18 protein-coding genes are annotated in these 17,501 nt (G+C 74.9%); 7 read left to right on the forward strand and 11 right to left on the reverse strand.

The genetic code is table 11. From position 1 onward, the window contains the following. Positions 1-90: 90 nt before the first annotated feature. The gene (locus M3185_RS03785) at positions 91-915 is read right to left on the reverse strand and encodes a TrmH family RNA methyltransferase (protein ID WP_251332347.1); all 825 of its coding nucleotides are present in this window, start codon (positions 913-915) and stop codon (positions 91-93) included. A 147-nt stretch (positions 916-1,062) separates the two neighbouring features. Between M3185_RS03785 and M3185_RS03790 the strand changes: the two genes are divergently transcribed. Continuing rightward, positions 1,063-2,118 carry an alpha/beta fold hydrolase gene (locus tag M3185_RS03790; RefSeq protein WP_251332348.1) on the forward strand — a complete coding sequence of 352 codons (1,056 nt, stop codon included), beginning with the start codon at positions 1,063-1,065 and terminating at the stop codon, positions 2,116-2,118. A 60-nt stretch (positions 2,119-2,178) separates the two neighbouring features. On the opposite strand, the gene M3185_RS03795 is transcribed toward M3185_RS03790, so the two are convergent. The 5 genes from M3185_RS03795 to M3185_RS03820 form a co-directional block, all read right to left on the reverse strand. Next, positions 2,179-2,991: a sulfite exporter TauE/SafE family protein gene (locus M3185_RS03795; protein WP_285859450.1), complete on the reverse strand. Its 813-nt coding sequence runs from the start codon at positions 2,989-2,991 to the stop codon at positions 2,179-2,181. A gap of 66 nt (positions 2,992-3,057) precedes the next feature. After that, positions 3,058-3,843 carry an ABC transporter ATP-binding protein gene (locus M3185_RS03800; RefSeq protein ID WP_251332350.1) on the reverse strand — a complete coding sequence of 262 codons (786 nt, stop codon included), beginning with the start codon at positions 3,841-3,843 and terminating at the stop codon, positions 3,058-3,060. A gap of 96 nt (positions 3,844-3,939) precedes the next feature. Next, complete coding sequence (locus M3185_RS03810; RefSeq protein ID WP_285859430.1) at positions 3,940-4,875, reverse strand: enoyl-CoA hydratase/isomerase family protein; 936 nt, start codon at positions 4,873-4,875, stop codon at positions 3,940-3,942. Then, positions 4,872-6,134: a CaiB/BaiF CoA transferase family protein gene (locus M3185_RS03815; RefSeq protein WP_251332351.1), complete on the reverse strand. Its 1,263-nt coding sequence runs from the start codon at positions 6,132-6,134 to the stop codon at positions 4,872-4,874. Before M3185_RS03815 ends, M3185_RS03810 begins: the two co-directional genes overlap by 4 nt. Positions 6,135-6,186: 52 nt before the next feature. Beyond that, on the reverse strand, positions 6,187-7,554 hold the full coding sequence (locus M3185_RS03820) for an SLC13 family permease (protein ID WP_251332352.1): 1,368 nt from the start codon (positions 7,552-7,554) through the stop codon (positions 6,187-6,189). 198 nt (positions 7,555-7,752) lie between these two features. On the opposite strand from M3185_RS03820, the gene M3185_RS03825 reads away from it, so the two are divergent. Next, positions 7,753-8,451, forward strand: a complete 699-nt coding sequence (locus M3185_RS03825; protein WP_251332353.1) for a FadR/GntR family transcriptional regulator — start codon at positions 7,753-7,755, stop codon at positions 8,449-8,451. A 55-nt stretch (positions 8,452-8,506) separates the two neighbouring features. Continuing rightward, on the forward strand, positions 8,507-9,436 hold the full coding sequence (gene serB / locus M3185_RS03830) for a phosphoserine phosphatase SerB (RefSeq protein ID WP_251332354.1): 930 nt from the start codon (positions 8,507-8,509) through the stop codon (positions 9,434-9,436). A gap of 73 nt (positions 9,437-9,509) precedes the next feature. Here the strand turns inward: serB and M3185_RS03835 are convergent, their stop codons facing one another. Continuing rightward, complete coding sequence (locus M3185_RS03835; RefSeq protein WP_251332355.1) at positions 9,510-10,958, reverse strand: CitMHS family transporter; 1,449 nt, start codon at positions 10,956-10,958, stop codon at positions 9,510-9,512. Between the two features lie 240 nt (positions 10,959-11,198). Here M3185_RS03835 and M3185_RS03840 point away from each other — a divergent pair, with 240 nt between their 5' ends. Then, positions 11,199-13,013, forward strand: coding sequence for a sensor histidine kinase (locus M3185_RS03840; protein ID WP_251332497.1), 1,815 nt, complete (start codon positions 11,199-11,201; stop codon positions 13,011-13,013). Then, a complete protein-coding gene (locus M3185_RS03845; RefSeq protein WP_251332356.1) occupies positions 13,010-13,681 on the forward strand; it encodes a response regulator in 672 nt (223 codons plus the stop codon). The genes M3185_RS03840 and M3185_RS03845 overlap by 4 nt, the downstream gene beginning before the upstream one ends. Positions 13,682-13,691: 10 nt before the next feature. Here the strand turns inward: M3185_RS03845 and M3185_RS03850 are convergent, their stop codons facing one another. After that, positions 13,692-14,084 (reverse strand): hypothetical protein, encoded by a 393-nt coding sequence (locus M3185_RS03850; protein WP_251332357.1) that lies wholly within the window; start codon positions 14,082-14,084, stop codon positions 13,692-13,694. Between the two features lie 176 nt (positions 14,085-14,260). Here M3185_RS03850 and M3185_RS03855 point away from each other — a divergent pair, with 176 nt between their 5' ends. Further along, positions 14,261-15,055 carry an amidohydrolase family protein gene (locus tag M3185_RS03855; RefSeq protein WP_251332358.1) on the forward strand — a complete coding sequence of 265 codons (795 nt, stop codon included), beginning with the start codon at positions 14,261-14,263 and terminating at the stop codon, positions 15,053-15,055. On the opposite strand, the gene M3185_RS03860 is transcribed toward M3185_RS03855, so the two are convergent. Next, complete coding sequence (locus M3185_RS03860; RefSeq protein ID WP_251332359.1) at positions 15,016-15,570, reverse strand: dihydrofolate reductase family protein; 555 nt, start codon at positions 15,568-15,570, stop codon at positions 15,016-15,018. The two genes, M3185_RS03855 and M3185_RS03860, sit on opposite strands and share 40 nt — an antisense overlap. Positions 15,571-15,679: 109 nt before the next feature. Between M3185_RS03860 and M3185_RS03865 the strand changes: the two genes are divergently transcribed. Continuing rightward, complete coding sequence (locus M3185_RS03865) at positions 15,680-16,096, forward strand: VOC family protein (protein ID WP_251332360.1); 417 nt, start codon at positions 15,680-15,682, stop codon at positions 16,094-16,096. Between the two features lie 30 nt (positions 16,097-16,126). Here the strand turns inward: M3185_RS03865 and M3185_RS03870 are convergent, their stop codons facing one another. Both M3185_RS03870 and M3185_RS17495 read right to left on the reverse strand, forming a co-directional pair. Beyond that, positions 16,127-16,957 (reverse strand): ABC transporter permease, encoded by an 831-nt coding sequence (locus tag M3185_RS03870; RefSeq protein WP_251332361.1) that lies wholly within the window; start codon positions 16,955-16,957, stop codon positions 16,127-16,129. Further along, the gene (locus tag M3185_RS17495) at positions 16,915-17,496 is read right to left on the reverse strand and encodes a hypothetical protein (protein WP_374238462.1); all 582 of its coding nucleotides are present in this window, start codon (positions 17,494-17,496) and stop codon (positions 16,915-16,917) included. Before M3185_RS17495 ends, M3185_RS03870 begins: the two co-directional genes overlap by 43 nt. Between the last annotated feature and the right edge of the window lie 5 nt (positions 17,497-17,501).

Raw genomic sequence — 17,501 nt, forward strand, 5'->3', positions numbered from 1 at the left:
CTTCCAGGATAGTCTTCGCGGACGCCAACAGCCCTGGTCGAAAGCGAATCGACGCCCGAACCGTTATGGCCGAGACCGGCTCCCGCCCGGTCAGCGCCGGCCCGGGCGGGTCTCCCAGAACGCCACCGCGGACGCGGCGGCCACGTTGAGCGAGTCCACCCCGTGGGACATGGGGATCCGCACGACCAGGTCGGCGTGGTGGACGGCCGCCGCGCTCAGGCCGTCCCCCTCGGTGCCCAGCACCAGCGCCAGCTTCTCGTCCCGGCGCGCGGACAGCTCCTCCAGCGTGATCGAGTCGTCGCTCAGGGCGAGCGCCGCCGTGGTGAACCCCGCGTCCTTGACCCGCTGGAGGTCCGCGCTCCAGTGCTCGAGCCGTGCCCACGGGACCTGGAACACGGTGCCCATGGACACCCGGATCGCGCGCCGGTAGAGGGGGTCGGCGCAGCGGGGGGTGACGAGGACCGCGTCGACGTCGAGCGCCGCCGCGGAGCGGAAGATCGCCCCGACGTTGGTGTGGTCCACGATGTCCTCGAGGATCGCCACGCGCGACGACGCCGCCAGCAGCCGCTCCAGGTCCACGGGCTCGGGCCGCTGCATGGCCGCGAGCGCCCCGCGGTGCAGGTGGAAGCCGGTGATCTCGGTGAGCACCTCGTCGGGTCCGACGTAGAGCGGGACGTCCGGGTGCTCGGCGAGGACGTCGGCGAGGTCCTCCAGCCACTTGTGCGCCATGAAGAAGGACCGGGGCCGGTGCCCGGCGGCCAGGGCGCGGCGCAGCACCTTGGAGGACTCGGCGATGTACATCCCCCGCTCCGGTTCGAGCTTGCGGCGCAGCTTCACGTCGGTGAGCCGGGCGTAGTCGGCCACGCGGGGGTCGTCGGCGCTGTCGAGGCGCACGAGGCGGGGGAGGTCGGTCACGGGATCTCTCGGGGTCGGCGGCGGGGTCGCCCCGATCGTAGCGGGTTCCCGGCCGGGGCCGTCACGGAGCCGGGGCCCGTTGTGCCGGTGCGGGCCGGGACCTAGGCTCGCACGCAGAGGCGTGGACACCGGCTCCCGGGAGGCGCAATGCGGCTGCTCCGCCGTCGTGGTGCCGGGGGTCCGCCCGGCCCCGGCACCCTGCCCGGGCCCGGCGCGCGGCGCCGGCCGTGGTGGCGCCGCGCCGGCCGCGCCCTGGGCGCCGGAGCCCTGGCCCTCGTCGCGCTCCTGCTGGCCTCGACCGCGCTGAACCTGGCGCTGGTGCGCTACGAGCGGGCCACCCTCGCCCCCTACGGGGAGCGGGTGCGGGTGGGCGACGGGGCCGTCAACGTCGTCGACCACGGCGGGGAGGGCCCGGCCGTGGTCCTGCTCGGCGGGCTCGGCACGCCGGCCCCGGCGCTGGACTTCGCCCCGCTGGCCCGGGAGCTGGAGGGCCACCGCGTGGTGGTCGTCGAGGGGTTCGGCTACGGCTACAGCGACCTCGAGGCGCCCGCGCGCACCGTGGAGAACGTCTCCGCGGAGCTGCACGCCGCGCTCGCGGCCCGGGGCGTGGAAGCGCCCTACGTCCTGATGGGCCACTCGCTGGCCGGGTTCTACATGCTCGACTACGTCGACCGCTATCCGGGGGAGGTCTCCGCGGTGGTCGGCATCGACCCCACGGTGCCGGCGGCCGGCCCGGAGGAGCCGGAGGACGGGGGCCCCGGGATCCCCTGGCAGCGGCTGGCGGCGGACACGGGCCTGCTCCGGTGGACGCTCCTCGTCGCCCCGGGGCTGGGCGAGCCCGACGGGCCGGGCTACACGCCCGAGGAGCGGCGCCGGATCCGGCTGATGACCGCGTGGAACTACGGCAATCCGGCGGTCGTCGACGAGACGCGCCGGATCGCGGACAACGCCCGCCGCCTGCGGGGCGTGGGCTATCCGCCCGACCTGCCCGTCCTCGTGCTCCTGTCCCGGGAGACGGTGGAGCTCCGGCCCGAGTGGCTCCCCCGGCACGAGGAGCAGCTGCGCGCCGTGCGCCGCCACGAGCTCGTGGTGCTCGACGGCGGCCACTACCTGCACTGGACCCGCTCCCCCGAGATCGCCCGGGAGGTCACCGGCTTCCTCGAGCACCAGGGCGCCGGCCGGGCCGCGCCGCCGGCCGGCTGAGCCCGGTCCCGGCCGGGCGCGCAGGCCCGCCCCCGGGAGCTCGGAGGAGCTCAGGGCAGCTCAGAGCAGCTCGGAGACCATGCTGACGAGGGCCACCGTGCCGAGCACCACGATCACGGTGCGCAGCGCCACCGGGGAGAGGCGTCGGCCGATCTTGGCCCCGGCCCACGCCCCCACGGTGGAGCTGAGCGCGATGAGCAGCACGGCCCACCAGTTGATCCGGTCGAGGGCGAAGAGGACGTAGGAGGTCGCGGCGACGATGTTGACCGCCGCCACGAGCACGACCTTCGCGGCGTTGGCCGCCTGCAAGGACGCGAGCAGGAAGACGCCGAGGATGCCCAGCAGCAGCACGCCCTGGGCGGCCACGAAGTACCCGCCGTAGACGCCGGCGAGGAGCACGAGCACGTACAGCGACGCCGGCTGCGGGGCGCGGTCCGGGTCGATGGGCCGCGGGGTCAGGCCCCGGGCCGCGGCGGCGGCCGCCGCGGCCGCCGCCTGGGCGTCCTTGCGCCGGCGCACCACCGCCTGCAGCCGCGGCTGGAGGACGACGAACGCGAGGGCGACGACGATCAGCGCCGGCGCGGCGTAGCCGAACACCTCCTCGGGCAGGTGCAGCAGCAGCCACGCGCCCAGCACCCCGCCCAGGGCGGAGCAGGGCAGGAGCTTCAGCAGGGTCCGCCCGACGCCCCGGAGCTCGTGCCGGTAGTGCCACGCGCCGGTGAGGTTGCCGGCGATGAGGCCCATGGCGTTGGACATGGACGCCGTCACGGGGGGCACGCCCATGGTCACCAGCACGGGGAAGGTCACCAGGGTGCCCGAGCCCACGATGGTGTTGATCAGCCCGGCGGCCACCCCGGCCAGCAGGATGAGCAGGACCTGCCACCAGTCGAAGGGGAAGCCGGCGGCGAGGTCGGTGAGGAACTCGGGGAGCACGACGGGTCAGGACCGGGCGAACGCCGCGTAGCGGTGGCCGACCTTCACGAGCTTCAGCGGCAGGCCGAAGGTCGCGGAGAGGTTCTTCTGCGTCATCACCGTGCCGACCGGGCCCGCGGCCACGACCCGGCCCTCGCGCAGCAGCAGCGCGTGGGTGAAGGCGTCCGGGACCTCCTCGAGGTGGTGTGTGACCATGACGATCGCCGGGGCCGACCCGTCCCGGGCGAGCTCGTCCAGGCGGGCGACGAGGTCCTCGCGCCCGCCCACGTCCAGCCCGGCCGCCGGCTCGTCGAGCAGCAGCAGCTCCGGGTCGGTCATCAGGGCCCGGGCGACGAGCACGCGCTTGCGCTCCCCCTCGGACAGGGACCCGAAGCGGCGCTCGGCCAGCCGGTCGATCCCCCACGCGGCCATGAGCTCGCGGGCCCGGGCCTCGTCGGCGTCGTCGTAGCGCTCGACCCACCGCCCGGTCACCCCGTAGGCGGCGGTGACCACGCAGTTGAGGACGGTCTCCCCGTCGGGGATCTGGGTGGCGAGCACGGCGGAGCTCAGGCCGATCCGCGGGCGCAGCTCGAAGACGTCCACCGCGCCGAGGATCTCGTCGAGGATGTCGACCATCCCGCGGCTCGGGTGCAGGCGGGCGGCGGCGATGGACAGCAGCGTCGTCTTGCCGGCGCCGTTGGGTCCGAGGATGACCCACCGCTCGCCCTCCTTGACGACCCAGTCCACGGAATCCAGCAGGGTCTTCTGCCCGCGGACCACACTGACGTCCACCATCTCCACCACAGCGCTCATACCGGCCACTCTAGGACACGCGGGACGTCGCTCCGGGCACGGCCCGGCCGGGGCGGGCCCGGCGCCCGCGGTCCGGGCGCCGGGCGCCGGCCGCCCTCAGGAGCGTGCCCGGGACCGGGCGGACCGGCGCGGCCACCGGCCCCTGATGATGGAGGCGCGGTGCTCCCGGCGCGCCCTGGCGGGGGTGGCCCGGGCGGCCCAGAAGTCCTCGCCGGCCCACTCGAAGACCGGGGCCTCCTTGGCCAGGAACGCCCGCTGCCCGATCCGGGCGTCGGGGCCCTCCAGGACCTGGCGGAACAGCGCCTCGGAGATCGCGTCCGTCCCGAAGCCGCCCGCCTCGGTCTCGGCGCCGCCGGCCTGGCGGAGGAGGTGCTTGTGCGCCTGCATGCTCAGCTGCGAGCGCTGGGCCAGGCCGGAGACGACCTCGTCCAGGACCTCCTCGAAGTCGGCCTCCGCCACGACGCGGGTGAGCATGCCCCACCGGTCGGCCTCGGCGGCCGTCACCGTGTCGCCGGTGAGCAGCAGGTAGGAGGCCACCCCGGGACCGACCAGCCGCACCAGGGCCCGGACCCCGGAGGCGGGGAAGACGATCCCGATCCTCGCGGGGGTCAGCCCGATCCGCAGGCCGGTCGCGGCGATGCGCAGGTCGCAGGCGGCGGCCAGCATCCAGGCCCCGCCCATGCACCACCCCTGAAGGGCGGCGACGGTGGGCTTGCGCACCCCCGCCAGGGCCGCCTCGGCGTCGCTGAGCAGCCCTCCGCGGGGCAGCCCGGTGCCGGGCTCGCCCAGGCAGTCGAAGACCTCGGTGAGGTCGGCCCCGGCGGAGAACACCCCGCCGGCCCCGCGCACCCCGATCACCCGCACGGTGGGGTCCGCGTCGAGCGCGGCCAGGATCCCGGGCAGGGCGGCCCACATCGCCGGGGACAGCGCGTTGCGCCGCCCGGGCCGGTCCAGCACGACCCAGGCCACGGGGCCGTCGCGGCGCACCCCCACGGTGCCGGCCGGGGCGTCGGGGAGGGGGTGGGCGCTCATCGCGGGGGCTCCGGCGTCTCGGTCGCCGCGCCGGAGCCGGCGCCCGTGGCGTCGAGCCAGGCGCGGACGGTGGCGCCGTGCTGGTCGAGCACGGGCGGGGCGGCGTGGGCGCGCCGGGTCGTCTCGGCCGCGTCGCCGGGGGCGAAGAAGCGCACGGCCGGCCCGGGCAGCTCGATCGGCCCGAGCACCTCGTGGTCCACGCCCACGACCAGCCCCTGGGAGCGGACCTGCTCCCAGGCGTAGACCTCGTCGAGGGCCCGAACCTTCCCGGCGGGGATGCCGATCCGGCCCAGCCGCTCCAGCAGCTCGACGGGCTCGTGGGCGGAGAAGGCCTGCTCGACGGCGGCGATCACCGCCGGGCGGTTGCGGACCCGGTCGGCGTTGGTGGCGAACTCGGGCCGGTCCGCCTCCAGCCCGAAGGCCTCGGCGAACGTGCGCCACAGCTTCTCGCTGCCCACGCTGATCTGCACCTTCCCGCCGCGGCAGGAGAACAGGCCGTAGGGGGCGATGGAGGGGTGGTGGTTGCCCTGGGCGAGCGGCACCTCGTGGGCCACGGTGGTGCGGGTGCCCTGGAAGGCGTGCACGCCCACCACCGAGGAGAGCAGGGAGGTGCGGACCACCTTGCCGGCCCCCGTGCGCGTCCGCTCGTAGAGGGCGGCCAGCACCCCGTAGGCGCCGTTCATCCCGGCCAGCAGGTCGGCGATGGGCACGCCCACCCGCTGCGGGTCCTCGGGCCCGGAGCCGGTCAGGGACATCAGCCCGGCCTCGCCCTGGACGATCTGGTCGTAGCCGGAGCGCCTCGACTCCGGGCCGTCGTGGCCGAAGCCGGTGATGGACAGCACCACGAGCCGCGGGTTCAGCCGGTGCAGCTCCTCGACGGAGAACCCGAGCCGGTCCAGGACCCCGGGGCGGAAGTTCTCCACGAGCACGTCGGCGCGCGCCACGAGCTCGCGCAGCACCCGGGCCCCGTCCTCGGACTTCAGGTCCAGGGCGACGGACTCCTTGTTGCGGTTGCAGGAGAGGAAGTAGGTGGCCTGCGGGTCGTCCTCGGGCCCCACGAAGGGCGGGCCCCAGCCGCGGGTGTCGTCGCCGGTGCCGGGGGTCTCGACCTTGATCACCCGGGCGCCGAGGTCGGCCAGCATCATCCCCGCGTGCGGGCCGGCCAGGGCGCGGGAGAGGTCGACGACGAGGGTGCCGGCGAGGGGTCCGCCGGCGGGCTCCGGGTCCGGGGTGGTGTGCGGGGTGGTGTGCTGGTTCATCGTGGGGGTCCTCCGGGGTCGGATGGGCGGTGGGGTGCGCGGGTGGTGCGGCCTAGAGCCAGCCGGGGGCGACCATGACGCCCCAGGCCAGCAGCGGGCCGATCACCACGACGCCGGTGGCGTAGACGAGGATCTGCTTGTAGAAGCGGTCGCGGTCCATGCTCTCGGGCGCGTTGGCGAGCACGAGCGCGCCGTTGGTGGAGAACGGGGAGACGTCGACGATGGTCGAGGAGACCGCGAGCGCGCAGATCAGCCCGGCCGCCCCGATCTGGCCGCTGAGCAGGAACGGCACGGCGAGCGGGATGAGCGCGGCCAGGATGGCGGTGGAGGACGCGAAGGCGGAGACGACGGCGCCGATGTAGCAGATCAGCAGGGCGGCCAGCAGCGGCACGCCCATCCCGGCGACGCCGTTGGAGACGTACTCGATGGTGCCGGCCTCCTGGAGCACGCCCACGAAGGTCAGCATGCCGGCGAGCAGCAGCACGGTGGACCAGTCGATCTTGTTCACGGCGCCCTTCTGCGCCTGCGGGGACACTAGGGCCAGCAGCACGGCGATGGTGATGGCGACGAACCCGACGTCCACGCCGAAGCCCAGGGCCACGACGGCCAGCACGACGAGGCCGATGATCGTGGCGACCTGCGGGCCGAGTCCCTCGCGCCGGGCGGGGGCCTCGGAGGAGCCGGCGGGATCGGTCGGGCCGTACATGCCCGAGCCGAAGCCCTTGAAGTCCACGTCCTTGTCCCCGCCGTGGGCGATGCGGGAGCGGGCCAGGCGCGCCTCGGAGGCGCGCTCCACGAAGTCCTCCGCCCGGGCCGAGAGCAGGCCCCGCCCGCCCAGGACCAGGAACAGGCCCACCGCGATGAGGAGGTTGAAGACGAGGCTGGACAGGAACACGGCCGTGGGGCTGACGTCGAGGCCGGACTCGGCGACGATCCCGTTGACCGTCACGCCGTAGACCGCGATCGGCGAGAACCCCCCGCCCTGGGCGCCGTGGATGACCATCATGCCCATCATCAGCGGGTTGATCCGGTACTTGGCCGCGAAGCTCAGAGCGATGGGGGCGATGATGGCCACCGCCGCCGGGGACAGGGCGCCCACGGCGGTGATCACGGCGGTGATCAGGAACATGATCCACGGGATCAGTGCCACCCGGCTGCCCACGAGCCTGACCGCTCCCTGCACCAGCAGGTCCACGGTGCCGTTCTTCTGGGCGATGGCGAAGAGGTAGGTGACGCCCACGATGGTGAGGAACAGCCCGCCGGGGAACGCCTCGAGGATCTGGTCGGTGTCCATGCCCAGGACGAACACGCCGAGGACGAAGGCCCCGACGAAGGCCAGCGCGCCCATGTTGACGGGCAGGACGGTGGCCACGACGAACATCGCGGCGAGGATGACGATGGAGAGCACTTCTGGGCCCATGGGACTGCTTTCTGAGGAGGCGGGGATTCCCGGCGGCTTCGGCCCGGGCCACGGAGTGTGACCCGCACCACAGGTTTTGGACTAGCCAATAGGACACCTGTCCCGTTGTCAAGCACACGGGTAGCATTCCGGTACGGGCGCCGGGGAGCGGCGCGCCCCAGCACGATCCGGGCCGCGCCCGGGCGACGGAGGTGGAACATGGCCGGGCCCCGAGGGCTGGACCGCGTGGAGCGGCCGCGGCTCTACGAGCAGGTGGTCGAGCGGCTGCTCGACCACGTCATCGAGCAGCGCCTCGAGCCCGGCGACCGCCTGCCCCCCGAGCGCGATCTCGCGGAGCGGCTCGGCGTCTCCCGCGCCACGGTGGCGCAGGCGCTGGTGGCCCTCGAGGTGCTGGGCGTCATCGACGTCCAGCACGGCAACGGCGCCGTGCTGCTCTACCGGCCCTCCAGCGCGGCCGTACTGCGCGGCGTGCGGGAGCACACCGACCGCCTGCCGGACATCGCCGACGCCCGCAGCGCCGTCGAGCCGAAGCTCGCCGAGCTCGCCGCCGCCCGGCGCACCCCCGAGGACCTCGCCGCGATCGATGCCGCCCTCGATGAGATGGCCCGCGACATCGCCGACGGCGGGCGCGGGCTGCGCGGGGACGAGCAGTTCCACGAGGCCGTCACCGCCGCCGCCCGCTCCTCCGTCCTGGCGCGGATGATGGCCGAGATCTCGGGGCTCGTGCGCGAGACCCGCCTGGAGTCGCTGAGCCAGCAGGGCCGTCCCGAGCGCTCCCTGGAGTCCCACCGGGCCATCGCCCGCGCCGTCCGTGAGCAGCGGCCCGAGGAGGCCGCCCGGGCCATGCTCGAGCACATCCGGCTCGTCTCCGACGTCGCGGCGCTCAAGCCGCTGTGAGCGCCGCCGCCCGCCCGCGGCGGGCGGCGCTCCCCGGCGCGGATAGACTGGGCCCATGACCACCGATCTCGCCGTGATCGCGTTTGCCCAGAATCCGGACCCGGAGGCGCGCGAGCGCATCCTCACCACGATCCACGACGTCGGCGCCGAGGTCGAGCACTTCTCCGCCGTGCGGGTCACTGGCTCGGGCTCCGCGGGCCCGGACGCCCAGGTCCCCGGCTACAACGCCTTCACCGCCCACGTGCGCGGCTCCGACGCCAGGGCCCTGCTCGCCGCCCTGCGCCCGGACCCCCTCTCCCAGCTGATGCCCGGTGTGGACGTCAACGTGGTCCCGACCCGGCTGTTCGACCCGCAGCGCAAGAAGATGCTGATCCTCGACGTGGACTCCACGCTGATCCAGCAGGAGGTCGTGGAGCTGCTCGCCGCCCACGCGGGCCGCGAGGCGGAGGTCACCGCGGTCACCGAGGCGGCCATGCGCGGGGAGGTGGACTTCGCCCAGTCCCTCCACGCCCGGGTGGAGACCCTCGCGGGGCTACCGGCGTCGGTGGTCGACGCGGTCTGCGCCGAGGTGCGCCTGTCCCCCGGCGCCGACGTGCTGGTCAAGGCGTTCCTGCGGGAGGGCCACGCCGTCGCGGCGGTCTCGGGCGGCTTCCAGGGCATCCTGACGCCCCTGGCCGAGCAGCTGCAGCTCACCCGGCACTACGCCAACACCCTCGAGGTCGCCGACGGCCGGCTCACGGGCCGGATCCAGGGCGAGGTCGTGGACTGCACCGTCAAGGAGCGCTGCCTGCGGACGTGGGCCGCCGAACTCGACGTCGCGCCCGAGGACGTCATCGCGGTGGGCGACGGCGCCAACGACCTCGACATGCTCGCCGCCGCGGGGCTCGGCGTGGCCTACAACGGCAAGCCCGCGCTGCGGTCGGCCGCCGACGCGCAGGTCAACCTCCCCAACCTGGACGCGGTCCGCTTCTTCGCGGACCTCTGAGGGACGGCATCGACGGCAGAGGACCGCCCCGGCGCTGCGTCGGGGCGGTCCTCTGCCGTCGGGGGCGCGGGTCTCAGCCCCAGGGCACGGCCCCGAGCAGCACGCCCACGGCCAGCATCGTCAGGGCCACGACGGCGGAGCGCCACAGCACCTTCTTGTGGTGGTCGCCCAGCTCCACGTTCGCGAGGGAGACGAGCAGCAGGATCGCCGGCACCAGCGGGGACTGCATGTGCACGGGCTGGCCGGTGATGGAGGCGCGCGCCATCTCGGCGGCGGAGATCCCGTAGTGGCCCGCGGTCTCGCTCAGCACCGGCAGCACGCCGAAGTAGAAGGCGTCGTTGCTCATGAAGAACGTCATGGGGATGCTCAGCAGCCCCGTGACGACGGCCAGGTACGGCCCCATGGACGTCGGGATGATGCTCACCAGCCACTGGGACATGGCGTCGACCATCCCCGTGCCGCTGAGCACGCCGGTGAGCACGCCCGCGGCCATCACCATCGAGACCACGGCGACCACGCTGGGGGCGTGCGCGACGAGCTGGGCGGCCTGGTCCTTGACGCGCGGGAAGTTCACGAGCAGCGCGACGGCGGCGCCGACCATGAAGACGAACGCCAGGGGCACGACGTCCAGCACGAGCACGACCATGACGGCGAGGGTGAGGGCCAGATTGAACCAGAACAGCTGCGGGCGCAGCGTGGCGCGGTTCGGGTCCAGCGCGGAGTCGGCCATGGCGGCGTCGGCGTCGTCGACGAGCTCCGGCGCGTCGAGCACCGCGACGGACGCCCCGCCCGGGGCGCCGTCGCCCCGGCGCCGGCGCGGCCGGCGGGTCCGCGGGCCGGATCCGGCCGCTCCCCCGGAGCCGCCGGGGCCGCCGGAGCCGGTCCCCGCCCCGCTCCAGCCCGTGCTGCCGCCCAGGCGGGCGCGCTCCCGCAGGCCCAGGGTCCAGGCGAAGACGAAGACGACGGCCATGCCCGCCAGCAGGGCCGGGACCATGGGCACGAACACCTCGGTGGGCGAGACGTCCAGCGCCGCCGCAGCGCGCGCGGTCGGCCCGCCCCACGGGACGATGTTCATGGTGCCGTTGGCGAGGCCGGCCACGCAGGTGAGGACCACCGGGCTCAGGCCGAGCCGGCGGTAGATCGGCAGCATCGCCGCGGTGGTGAGGATGAACGTCGTGGAGCCGTCCCCGTCCAGGGAGACCACGGCCGCCAGGACGGCGGTGCCGAGCACGACCTTGGCCGGGTCGTCGCCCAGCACCCGCAGGATGAGGCGCACCAGCGGGTCGAACAGCCCCACGTCGATCATGAGGCCGAAGAAGATGATGGCGAACATCAGCAGGGCCGCCGTGGACGTCAGCGACGCCATCGACTCGAGCACCATGTCGCCGAGTCCGAGGCCGGCTCCGGCGAACAGGCCGAAGACGGTGGGGACCAGGATCAACGCCAGCACCGGCGTCAGCTTCTTCGTCATGATCAGGCCCATGAAGACCGCGATCATGGCGAAGCCGAGGAAAACGAGCACGACTACTCCTTCAAGCACAGAGGGCCGGTGGTGTGACCGGCCTTACGACGCTACGGTGCGCTGGGTCACGCCTGGCGCTTTTGCGCACTTGAGGTGCATACTGCCCATTGCGCAACTTCTGCTCGTTTAGCTCATCCGACGGCCCGTCCGGCGGGACAGGGCTCGACCGACGCCCGGACCGGAGGACCCACCGTGACGACGACCGACGGGACCCGGCTCCGCCTGGGGTTCCTCACCCGGATGCTGCTGCTGCAGCTGGGCGTCGTCGCCGTGGTGGTGGCGGCCACGGGCTGCATCTTCGGCTGGCTGACCTACGAGGACCTGGGCCGGGACGCCGAGCAGCAGGCCCTCGCCATCGCCCGCTCCGTGGCGGCCGAGGACGACGTGCGCGCCGGCGTCGCCGCCTTCGCCGACGCCCCCGCCGGGGAGCTGGACCCGGAGGCCCTGGCCGCCGGCACGCTGCAGTCCTCCGCCGAGGAGGTGCGCCGGCGCACGGGCTCCCTGTTCGTGGTGATCACCGAGGACGCGGGCCTGCGGCTCGCGCACCCCAACCCCGCCCTGCTGGGCCTGCCGGTGAGCACGGACCCCAGCGAGGCCCTCGCCGGCCGGGAGGTCACCAGCCAGGAGCGGGGCACGCTCGGCCACTCGGCGCGCGCCAAGGTCCCCGTCCACGCCCCCGGCTCCATCACCCGGGTGGTCGGCGAGGTCAGCGTCGGGATCTCCCGCCAGGACGTGCTGGCCAGCCTGCAGGAGGCGATCACCCCCGTGGCCCTCACGACCCTCGGCGCGCTCGCGCTGGCCGCGGCGGCCTCCGCGGCCCTGGGCCGCCGGCTCAAGCGTCTGACCCTCGGGCTCGAGCCGGAGGAGATCTCGGCCCTGGCGCAGGACCAGGAGGCCGTGCTGCGCGGCGTCGACGAGGGCGTGGTGGGCGTCTCCGCCGACCGGCGGATCACGGTGTGCAACCGGGAGGCCGGGCGCCTGCTCGGCGTCGAGGACCCGGAGCGGCTCGTGGGCCGCCCCCTCGCCGAGGCGGGGCTGCCGGAGTCGTTCCCCGCGCTGCTGGCGGCGGCGACGCCGGAGTCGCCCGCCATCGAGCAGGTCATCGGCCCGCGCGTGCTGATCCTCTCCGCCCGCGCCGTGCTCCCTGCCCGGTCCCCGCAGCGGCGCCGGGTGCGGTCCCGGGGGCCGGCCCGGGGGGCCGCCGTGGACGGGGCCCCGGAGCTGGGCTGGGTGGTGATGGTCCGGGACCGTACCGAGCTGCAGTCCCTGACCCGCCAGCTGGACGCCGTCGGCGCGCTCAGCACCGCCCTGCGCGCCCAGCGGCACGAGTTCGCCAACCGGCTGCACACCATCTCGGGCCTGCTCGGCATCGGCGACCCCGAGGAGGCCCGCCGCTACGTGGCCGAGGTGACCGCCACGGGTCCCCTGAGCTATCCGGCCGAGCAGGCCGAGCTGCTGCGCGACCCCTACCTGCAGGCGTTCCTGGGCGCCAAGAGCGTCGAGGCCGCCGAGCGCGGGGTGATCCTGCGGATCGGGGACGAGACCCTGATCCGGGGGCGGGTCACCGACCCCCAGGACGTCACCACGGTCATCGGCAACCTCGTGGACAACGCCGTGCGCGCCGCCGTCCAGGGCGGGGCCGAACCGCGCTGGGTGGAGGTCGAGCTGCTGGACGAGTGGACGGGCGAGGAGGGGACGCTGCACGTCGTCGTGGCCGACTCCGGCAACGGGCTGCGCTCCCAGGACGCGGAGCGGATCTTCGCCCAGGGCTGGTCGACGGCGCGCCCGCCCGGCCCCCCGGACGCGGGCGGCGGCGGGGAGCCGCCCCGGGCGGCGCTGCCGGACGCGCACGGGCAGGGCTTCGGCCTGTCGCTGAGCCGGGAGCTCGCCCGGCGCCGCGGCGGGGACGTGTGGGTGGCCGACCCCGGCCGCCCGGGCGGGCCCGGCGCCGTGTTCTGCGCCCGGCTGCCCGGCACGGTGGCCGACGGGACCCCGGCGGCCGACGCCGGCTCCCGCACCGGGGGCAACGGCACGCCGACGGAAGGAGAGCGATGAGCGAGGACCTCGTGGTGCTGGTGGTGGACGACGACTTCCACGTGGGGCGCCTGCACGCCGGGTACGTCGACGCCGTGCCCGGTTTCACCGCGCTGCCCCCGGTGGGCACGGCGGAGCAGGCGCTGCGCGCGGTGCACGCCCACCGGCCGGACCTCGTGCTGCTGGACGTCTACCTGCCGGACGCCCTGGGCCTGGACCTGCTGCGCAGCCTCGACGTGGACGTCGTCATGCTCACCGCGGCCGCCGACCCGGCGGCCGTGCGCGCCGCCGTCCGCCGCGGAGCCCTCGCCTACCTCATCAAGCCGTTCACCGGGGAGCAGCTGGCCCGGACCCTGCGCGCCTACGCCCGCTACCGGCGGCTGCTCGCCGACCGCACCCCGCTGACCCAGGAGGGCGTCGACCGCGCCCTCCACGCGCTGCGCCCCGGCGGCGGGGAGGCCCCGGCGGGCGGGGAGCGCGCCCGCTCGGCCACCGAGGCGGCCGTGCTGGGGGCGCTCGTGCCCGGGGAGCCGCGCTCCGCGGCCGAGATCGCGCGGGCCGTGGGCATCTCGCGGGCGACCGCCCAGCGCTACCTCTCGGCCCTGGCCGACGACGGGGCGGTCGAGATCCAGCTGCGCTACGGCACCACGGGACGGCCAGAGCACCGCTACGGACCGGTCGGGCGGTGAGGCCCGCCCGTCAGCGGGAGAGGTCCAGGGCGTAGGCCCCGCGCGCCCCGTCGCGGCCCAGCAGCTTCTCCAGCGGGCCCTCGTAGACCTCGAGGGCCCGGCGCAGGAGGGAGGCCACGTCGTGGGCGGCGACGGTGACCGTGCCGCCCAGCGGGTCGTCGTCCGTCCAGCGGGCCACGACGCAGCGCCCGGGGTCCGGGTCGACCACGTCGCCGTCGGCGTCGAGGAGCTCGCCCACGGCGTAGTCGTGCCGGCGCCGGTCGGCGCGGAGGGTCAGCCGCACGGCCTCCGGGTGACGGTGGCGCAGCTCCTCGGCGATGAGGTCCAGCAGCGTCCGCGCGTAGGAGCGCTGGGCCCGGACCAGCTTCTCCTCGGCGGCCTCGAGCGCCAGGTCGGCGCTCACCGGGCGCTCCCGAGCCGGGCGGGGGGCCGGCCGGCCCCGCTCCTCCTCGGCGACACCTGGGTCACGGTGGTGCTCACACTCCTCGGCTGGGGGACAGGTCCGAGCAGAGCGTATCCGGGGGCGCCGCCCCTCCCCCGCAGGGACGCGCCAGCACGGCGGCGGGGGACAATGGCGGGATGATCGACGCGCACCTGCACGTGGTCGACCCGCGGTTCCCCCTAGTGGCGAACCAGGGGTACGTGCCCCCGGCCTTCACCGCGGCCGACTACCTCGCCCGCGTCCGGCCCCTGGGGGTCGTGGGCGGGGCCGTGGTCAGCGGCTCCTTCCAGGGCCACGACCAGGACCACCTGCTCGCGGCGCTCGCGGAGCTGGGGCCCGGCTTCGCCGGCGTCACGCAGCTGCCCGCGTCCGTGACGGACGCGCGGATCCTGGAGCTGGACCGCGCCGGGGTCCGGGCGGTGCGCTTCACCCTCTACCGGGGGGCCTCCGCGGAGCCGGCCGAGATCGAGCGGCTCGCCCGGCGGGTGCACGAGCTGGCGGGGTGGAGCGCGGAGTTCTACCTGGACGCCGCCGAGCTGGACGGTCTCGGCCCGCTGCTGCGCCGGCTGCCGCGCACGAGCGTCGACCACCTGGGCATGAGCGCGGCGGGCCTGCCGGCGCTGCTGGAGCTGGTCGCGCACGGGACCCGCGTGAAGGCCACGGGCTTCGGGCGCGTGGACCTCGACGTCCCGGACGCCCTGCGCCGGATCCACGCCGTGGACCCGGCCGCGCTGCTGTTCGGCACGGACCTGCCCAGCACCCGGGCGCGCCGGCCGTTCCGGGACGCCGACCCGGGCCTCGTCGTCGCGGCCCTCGGCCCGGAGGCCGCGGCCGCCGTCCTGCACGACAACGCCGCCGCCTGGTACGGGCTGCCGCGGAGCACCGGGCAGGACTACTCCGGCCACGCCTCGCGGCCGGGGCTCAGCGCGTAGCGCAGCTCCACGGCGCCGCCCTCGAAGTGGGTGGTCCGCTGCAGCCGCAGGTCCTTCGCCGCCGCCGTGGGCAGCACCGGGTGGCCCCCGCCCAGGGCGATGGGCATCAGCGTCAGCCACAGCTCGTCGAGCAGGCCCGCGTCGGCGAACTGGGCGGCCAGCCGGCCACCGCCCACCACCCACAGGTTGCGCCCTCCGGCGGACTCCCGCGAGGCCTCGGCGTGGAGGGCCACGGGGCCCTGGACGAAGCGCAGGTCCGCGCCGGCGATCCGCGGGAGCTCCCGGTGGGCGAAGACCCACGTGGGCAGGCCGCCGTAGGGCCACTTCTCGCCCTGGCGCAGGACGAACTCGTAGGTGCTCGCCCCCATGGCGAGCGCCCCGACGTCGGCGAGGAAGCCGTCGTAGTGGTCCTGGTAGGCCTCGAAGCCGTACTGCAGCAGCCAGTCGAGGTGGTTCTCGCGGTCGGCGATGTACCCGTCGGCGCTCGCGGCGACGTAGTACTGCGTTCTGCTCATGGGCACCACGTTACGCACGCACGCGCACGGATCCCACCGTCTCTTCCCGGGCGCGTGCGCCGCACGACATCATGGGGGCATCGACCGGACCGACGCGGAAGGCGCGACCATGGCCATGATGCTCAACCCCTACCTCACCTTCCGGGACACCGCCGAGGAGGCGATGGAGTTCTACCGCTCGGTCTTCGGCGGCGAGCTGACCGTCATGCGCTTCAGCGAGTACGGCGCGAGCGAGGACCCCGCCGAGGCGGACAAGGTCATGCACGCGATGCTCGCCACCGACGAGGGCCTGGTGCTCATGGCCTCGGACACCCCCGCCGGTATGGACCTCACCCCGGGCGACAACGTGTCGATCTCCGTGGCCGGGGACGACGAGGACGCCCTGCGCGGGTACTGGGAGAAGCTCTCCGACGGCGGGACGGTCACCATGCCGCTGGACCGGCCCCCGTGGGGCGGGCTGTTCGGGATGTGCACGGACCGGCTGGGCACGCACTGGTTGATCAGCATCTCCGAGGCCGGGACCTGAGCCTCCCCCGGAACGGGCGGGCGGTGGGCGCTACCGGGAGCTGACGGAGGCGAACCGGCGCAGGCACAGGGGCACGAGGACGGCCAGCAGGACCACGCTGCCGAGCAGGACGGTCAGCACGGGGTGCTGCATCGGCCAGACGTCCGGCACGGGCGCCGAGCCGGTGTTGCCGAACAGCTCCCGGGCGGCCTGCACGAGCGCGGAGACGGGGTTCCAGTCCGCGAACGCCTCGAGGGAGCCCGGGAGGGTCTGCGACTGCACGAACGCGTTCGAGATGAGGCTCAGGGGGAACAGGATCACGAACGAGGCGTTGCTGACGGTCTGCGCGCTGCGCACGCTCATGCCCACGAGCGCCATGACCCAGCTGAAGGCGTAGCCGGAGAACAGCAGCAGGCCCACCCCGGCCGCGAACGAGCCCACGGACGTGGTGAAGCGCCAGCCCACGGCCAGGCCGGTGCCGATCATGATGACCATGGAGGTCGCGGTGAGGACCAGGTCGGCGTTGGTCCGGCCCACGAGCACGGCCGAGCGGCTCATGGGCAGGGTCCGGAACCGGTCGACGATGCCCTCCTTCACGTCCCGGGCCATGCCCTCCGCGGAGAACGTGGAGTCGAAGAGCACGGTCTGCCCGAAGATCCCCGCCATGAGGTACTGGGTGCAGTCCGTGCCCTCCACCCGGATGGACCCGCCGGAGAGCTGGCTGAACAGCAGCACGAACATGACGGGCTGGAGCACGGCGAAGACCAGCATGTCCGGGGAGCGCCGGAGCCGGATGAGGTTGCGGTGGGTGATCGTCCAGCCGTCGGCGGCGCACGTGCTCAGGGTGGCGGCGGGGGCGGGCGGGCCGGTCGGCGGGCCCACTGCGCGGTCCGTGGGGCACGGCGGGGAGGGCCCCGGTGAGACTCCGGGACACGTCGTCGAGGGTCGGGCGGCGCATGCCGGCGTCGTGCAGCGCCACGCCCGCCGCTGTGAGCTCGGCCAGGACGCGCTGGCGGGCGAGCGGGCCCTCCCGGACCGCCACCTGGAGCTCGCGCCCGCGGTCGCCGACCGTCGGGTGCCCTCCCCGTGGCGGGCGAGGACCGCGGCCGCGCGCTCGGCGTCGGCGGGGTGCTGCAGGACGACGACGACGCGGTGCCCGCCCACCCGGGTCTGGAGCTCGTTCGGGTGCCGGCGGCGATGACCCGGCCGCCGTCGATGACGGAGATCTCGTCCGCGAGCTGGTCCGCCTCCTCGAGGTACTGGGTGGTCAGCAGGACCGTGGTGCCGTCGGCGACGAGGGAGCGGATGACGTCCCACAGGCCGATGCGGCTGCGCGGGTCCAGCCCGGTGGTGGGCTCGTCGAGGAAGAGGATCCGCGGACGGACCACCAGGGCCCCCGCCAGGTCCAGGCGCCGGCGCATGCCCC

The organism is Kocuria rosea (assembly GCF_023715525.1).
Classification (GTDB): domain Bacteria; phylum Actinomycetota; class Actinomycetes; order Actinomycetales; family Micrococcaceae; genus Kocuria; species Kocuria rosea_A.

What these genes read in the sequence shown, in the direction of transcription:
- M3185_RS03810 (WP_285859430.1), bottom strand. Translation starts at nt 4,875, where the DNA reads ATGAGCGCCCACCCCCTCCCCGACGCCCCGGCCGGCACCGTGGGGGTG.
- M3185_RS03845 (WP_251332356.1), top strand. Translation starts at nt 13,010, where the DNA reads ATGAGCGAGGACCTCGTGGTGCTGGTGGTGGACGACGACTTCCACGTG.
- M3185_RS03840 (WP_251332497.1), top strand. Translation starts at nt 11,199, where the DNA reads ATGCTGCTGCTGCAGCTGGGCGTCGTCGCCGTGGTGGTGGCGGCCACG.
- M3185_RS03825 (WP_251332353.1), top strand. Translation starts at nt 7,753, where the DNA reads ATGGCCGGGCCCCGAGGGCTGGACCGCGTGGAGCGGCCGCGGCTCTAC.
- M3185_RS03860 (WP_251332359.1), bottom strand. Translation starts at nt 15,570, where the DNA reads ATGAGCAGAACGCAGTACTACGTCGCCGCGAGCGCCGACGGGTACATC.
- M3185_RS03815 (WP_251332351.1), bottom strand. Translation starts at nt 6,134, where the DNA reads ATGAACCAGCACACCACCCCGCACACCACCCCGGACCCGGAGCCCGCC.
- M3185_RS03820 (WP_251332352.1), bottom strand. Translation starts at nt 7,554, where the DNA reads ATGGGCCCAGAAGTGCTCTCCATCGTCATCCTCGCCGCGATGTTCGTC.
- M3185_RS03865 (WP_251332360.1), top strand. Translation starts at nt 15,680, where the DNA reads ATGGCCATGATGCTCAACCCCTACCTCACCTTCCGGGACACCGCCGAG.
- M3185_RS17495 (WP_374238462.1), bottom strand. Translation starts at nt 17,496, where the DNA reads ATGCGCCGGCGCCTGGACCTGGCGGGGGCCCTGGTGGTCCGTCCGCGG.
- M3185_RS03790 (WP_251332348.1), top strand. Translation starts at nt 1,063, where the DNA reads ATGCGGCTGCTCCGCCGTCGTGGTGCCGGGGGTCCGCCCGGCCCCGGC.
- M3185_RS03855 (WP_251332358.1), top strand. Translation starts at nt 14,261, where the DNA reads ATGATCGACGCGCACCTGCACGTGGTCGACCCGCGGTTCCCCCTAGTG.
- M3185_RS03800 (WP_251332350.1), bottom strand. Translation starts at nt 3,843, where the DNA reads ATGAGCGCTGTGGTGGAGATGGTGGACGTCAGTGTGGTCCGCGGGCAG.
- serB (WP_251332354.1), top strand. Translation starts at nt 8,507, where the DNA reads ATGACCACCGATCTCGCCGTGATCGCGTTTGCCCAGAATCCGGACCCG.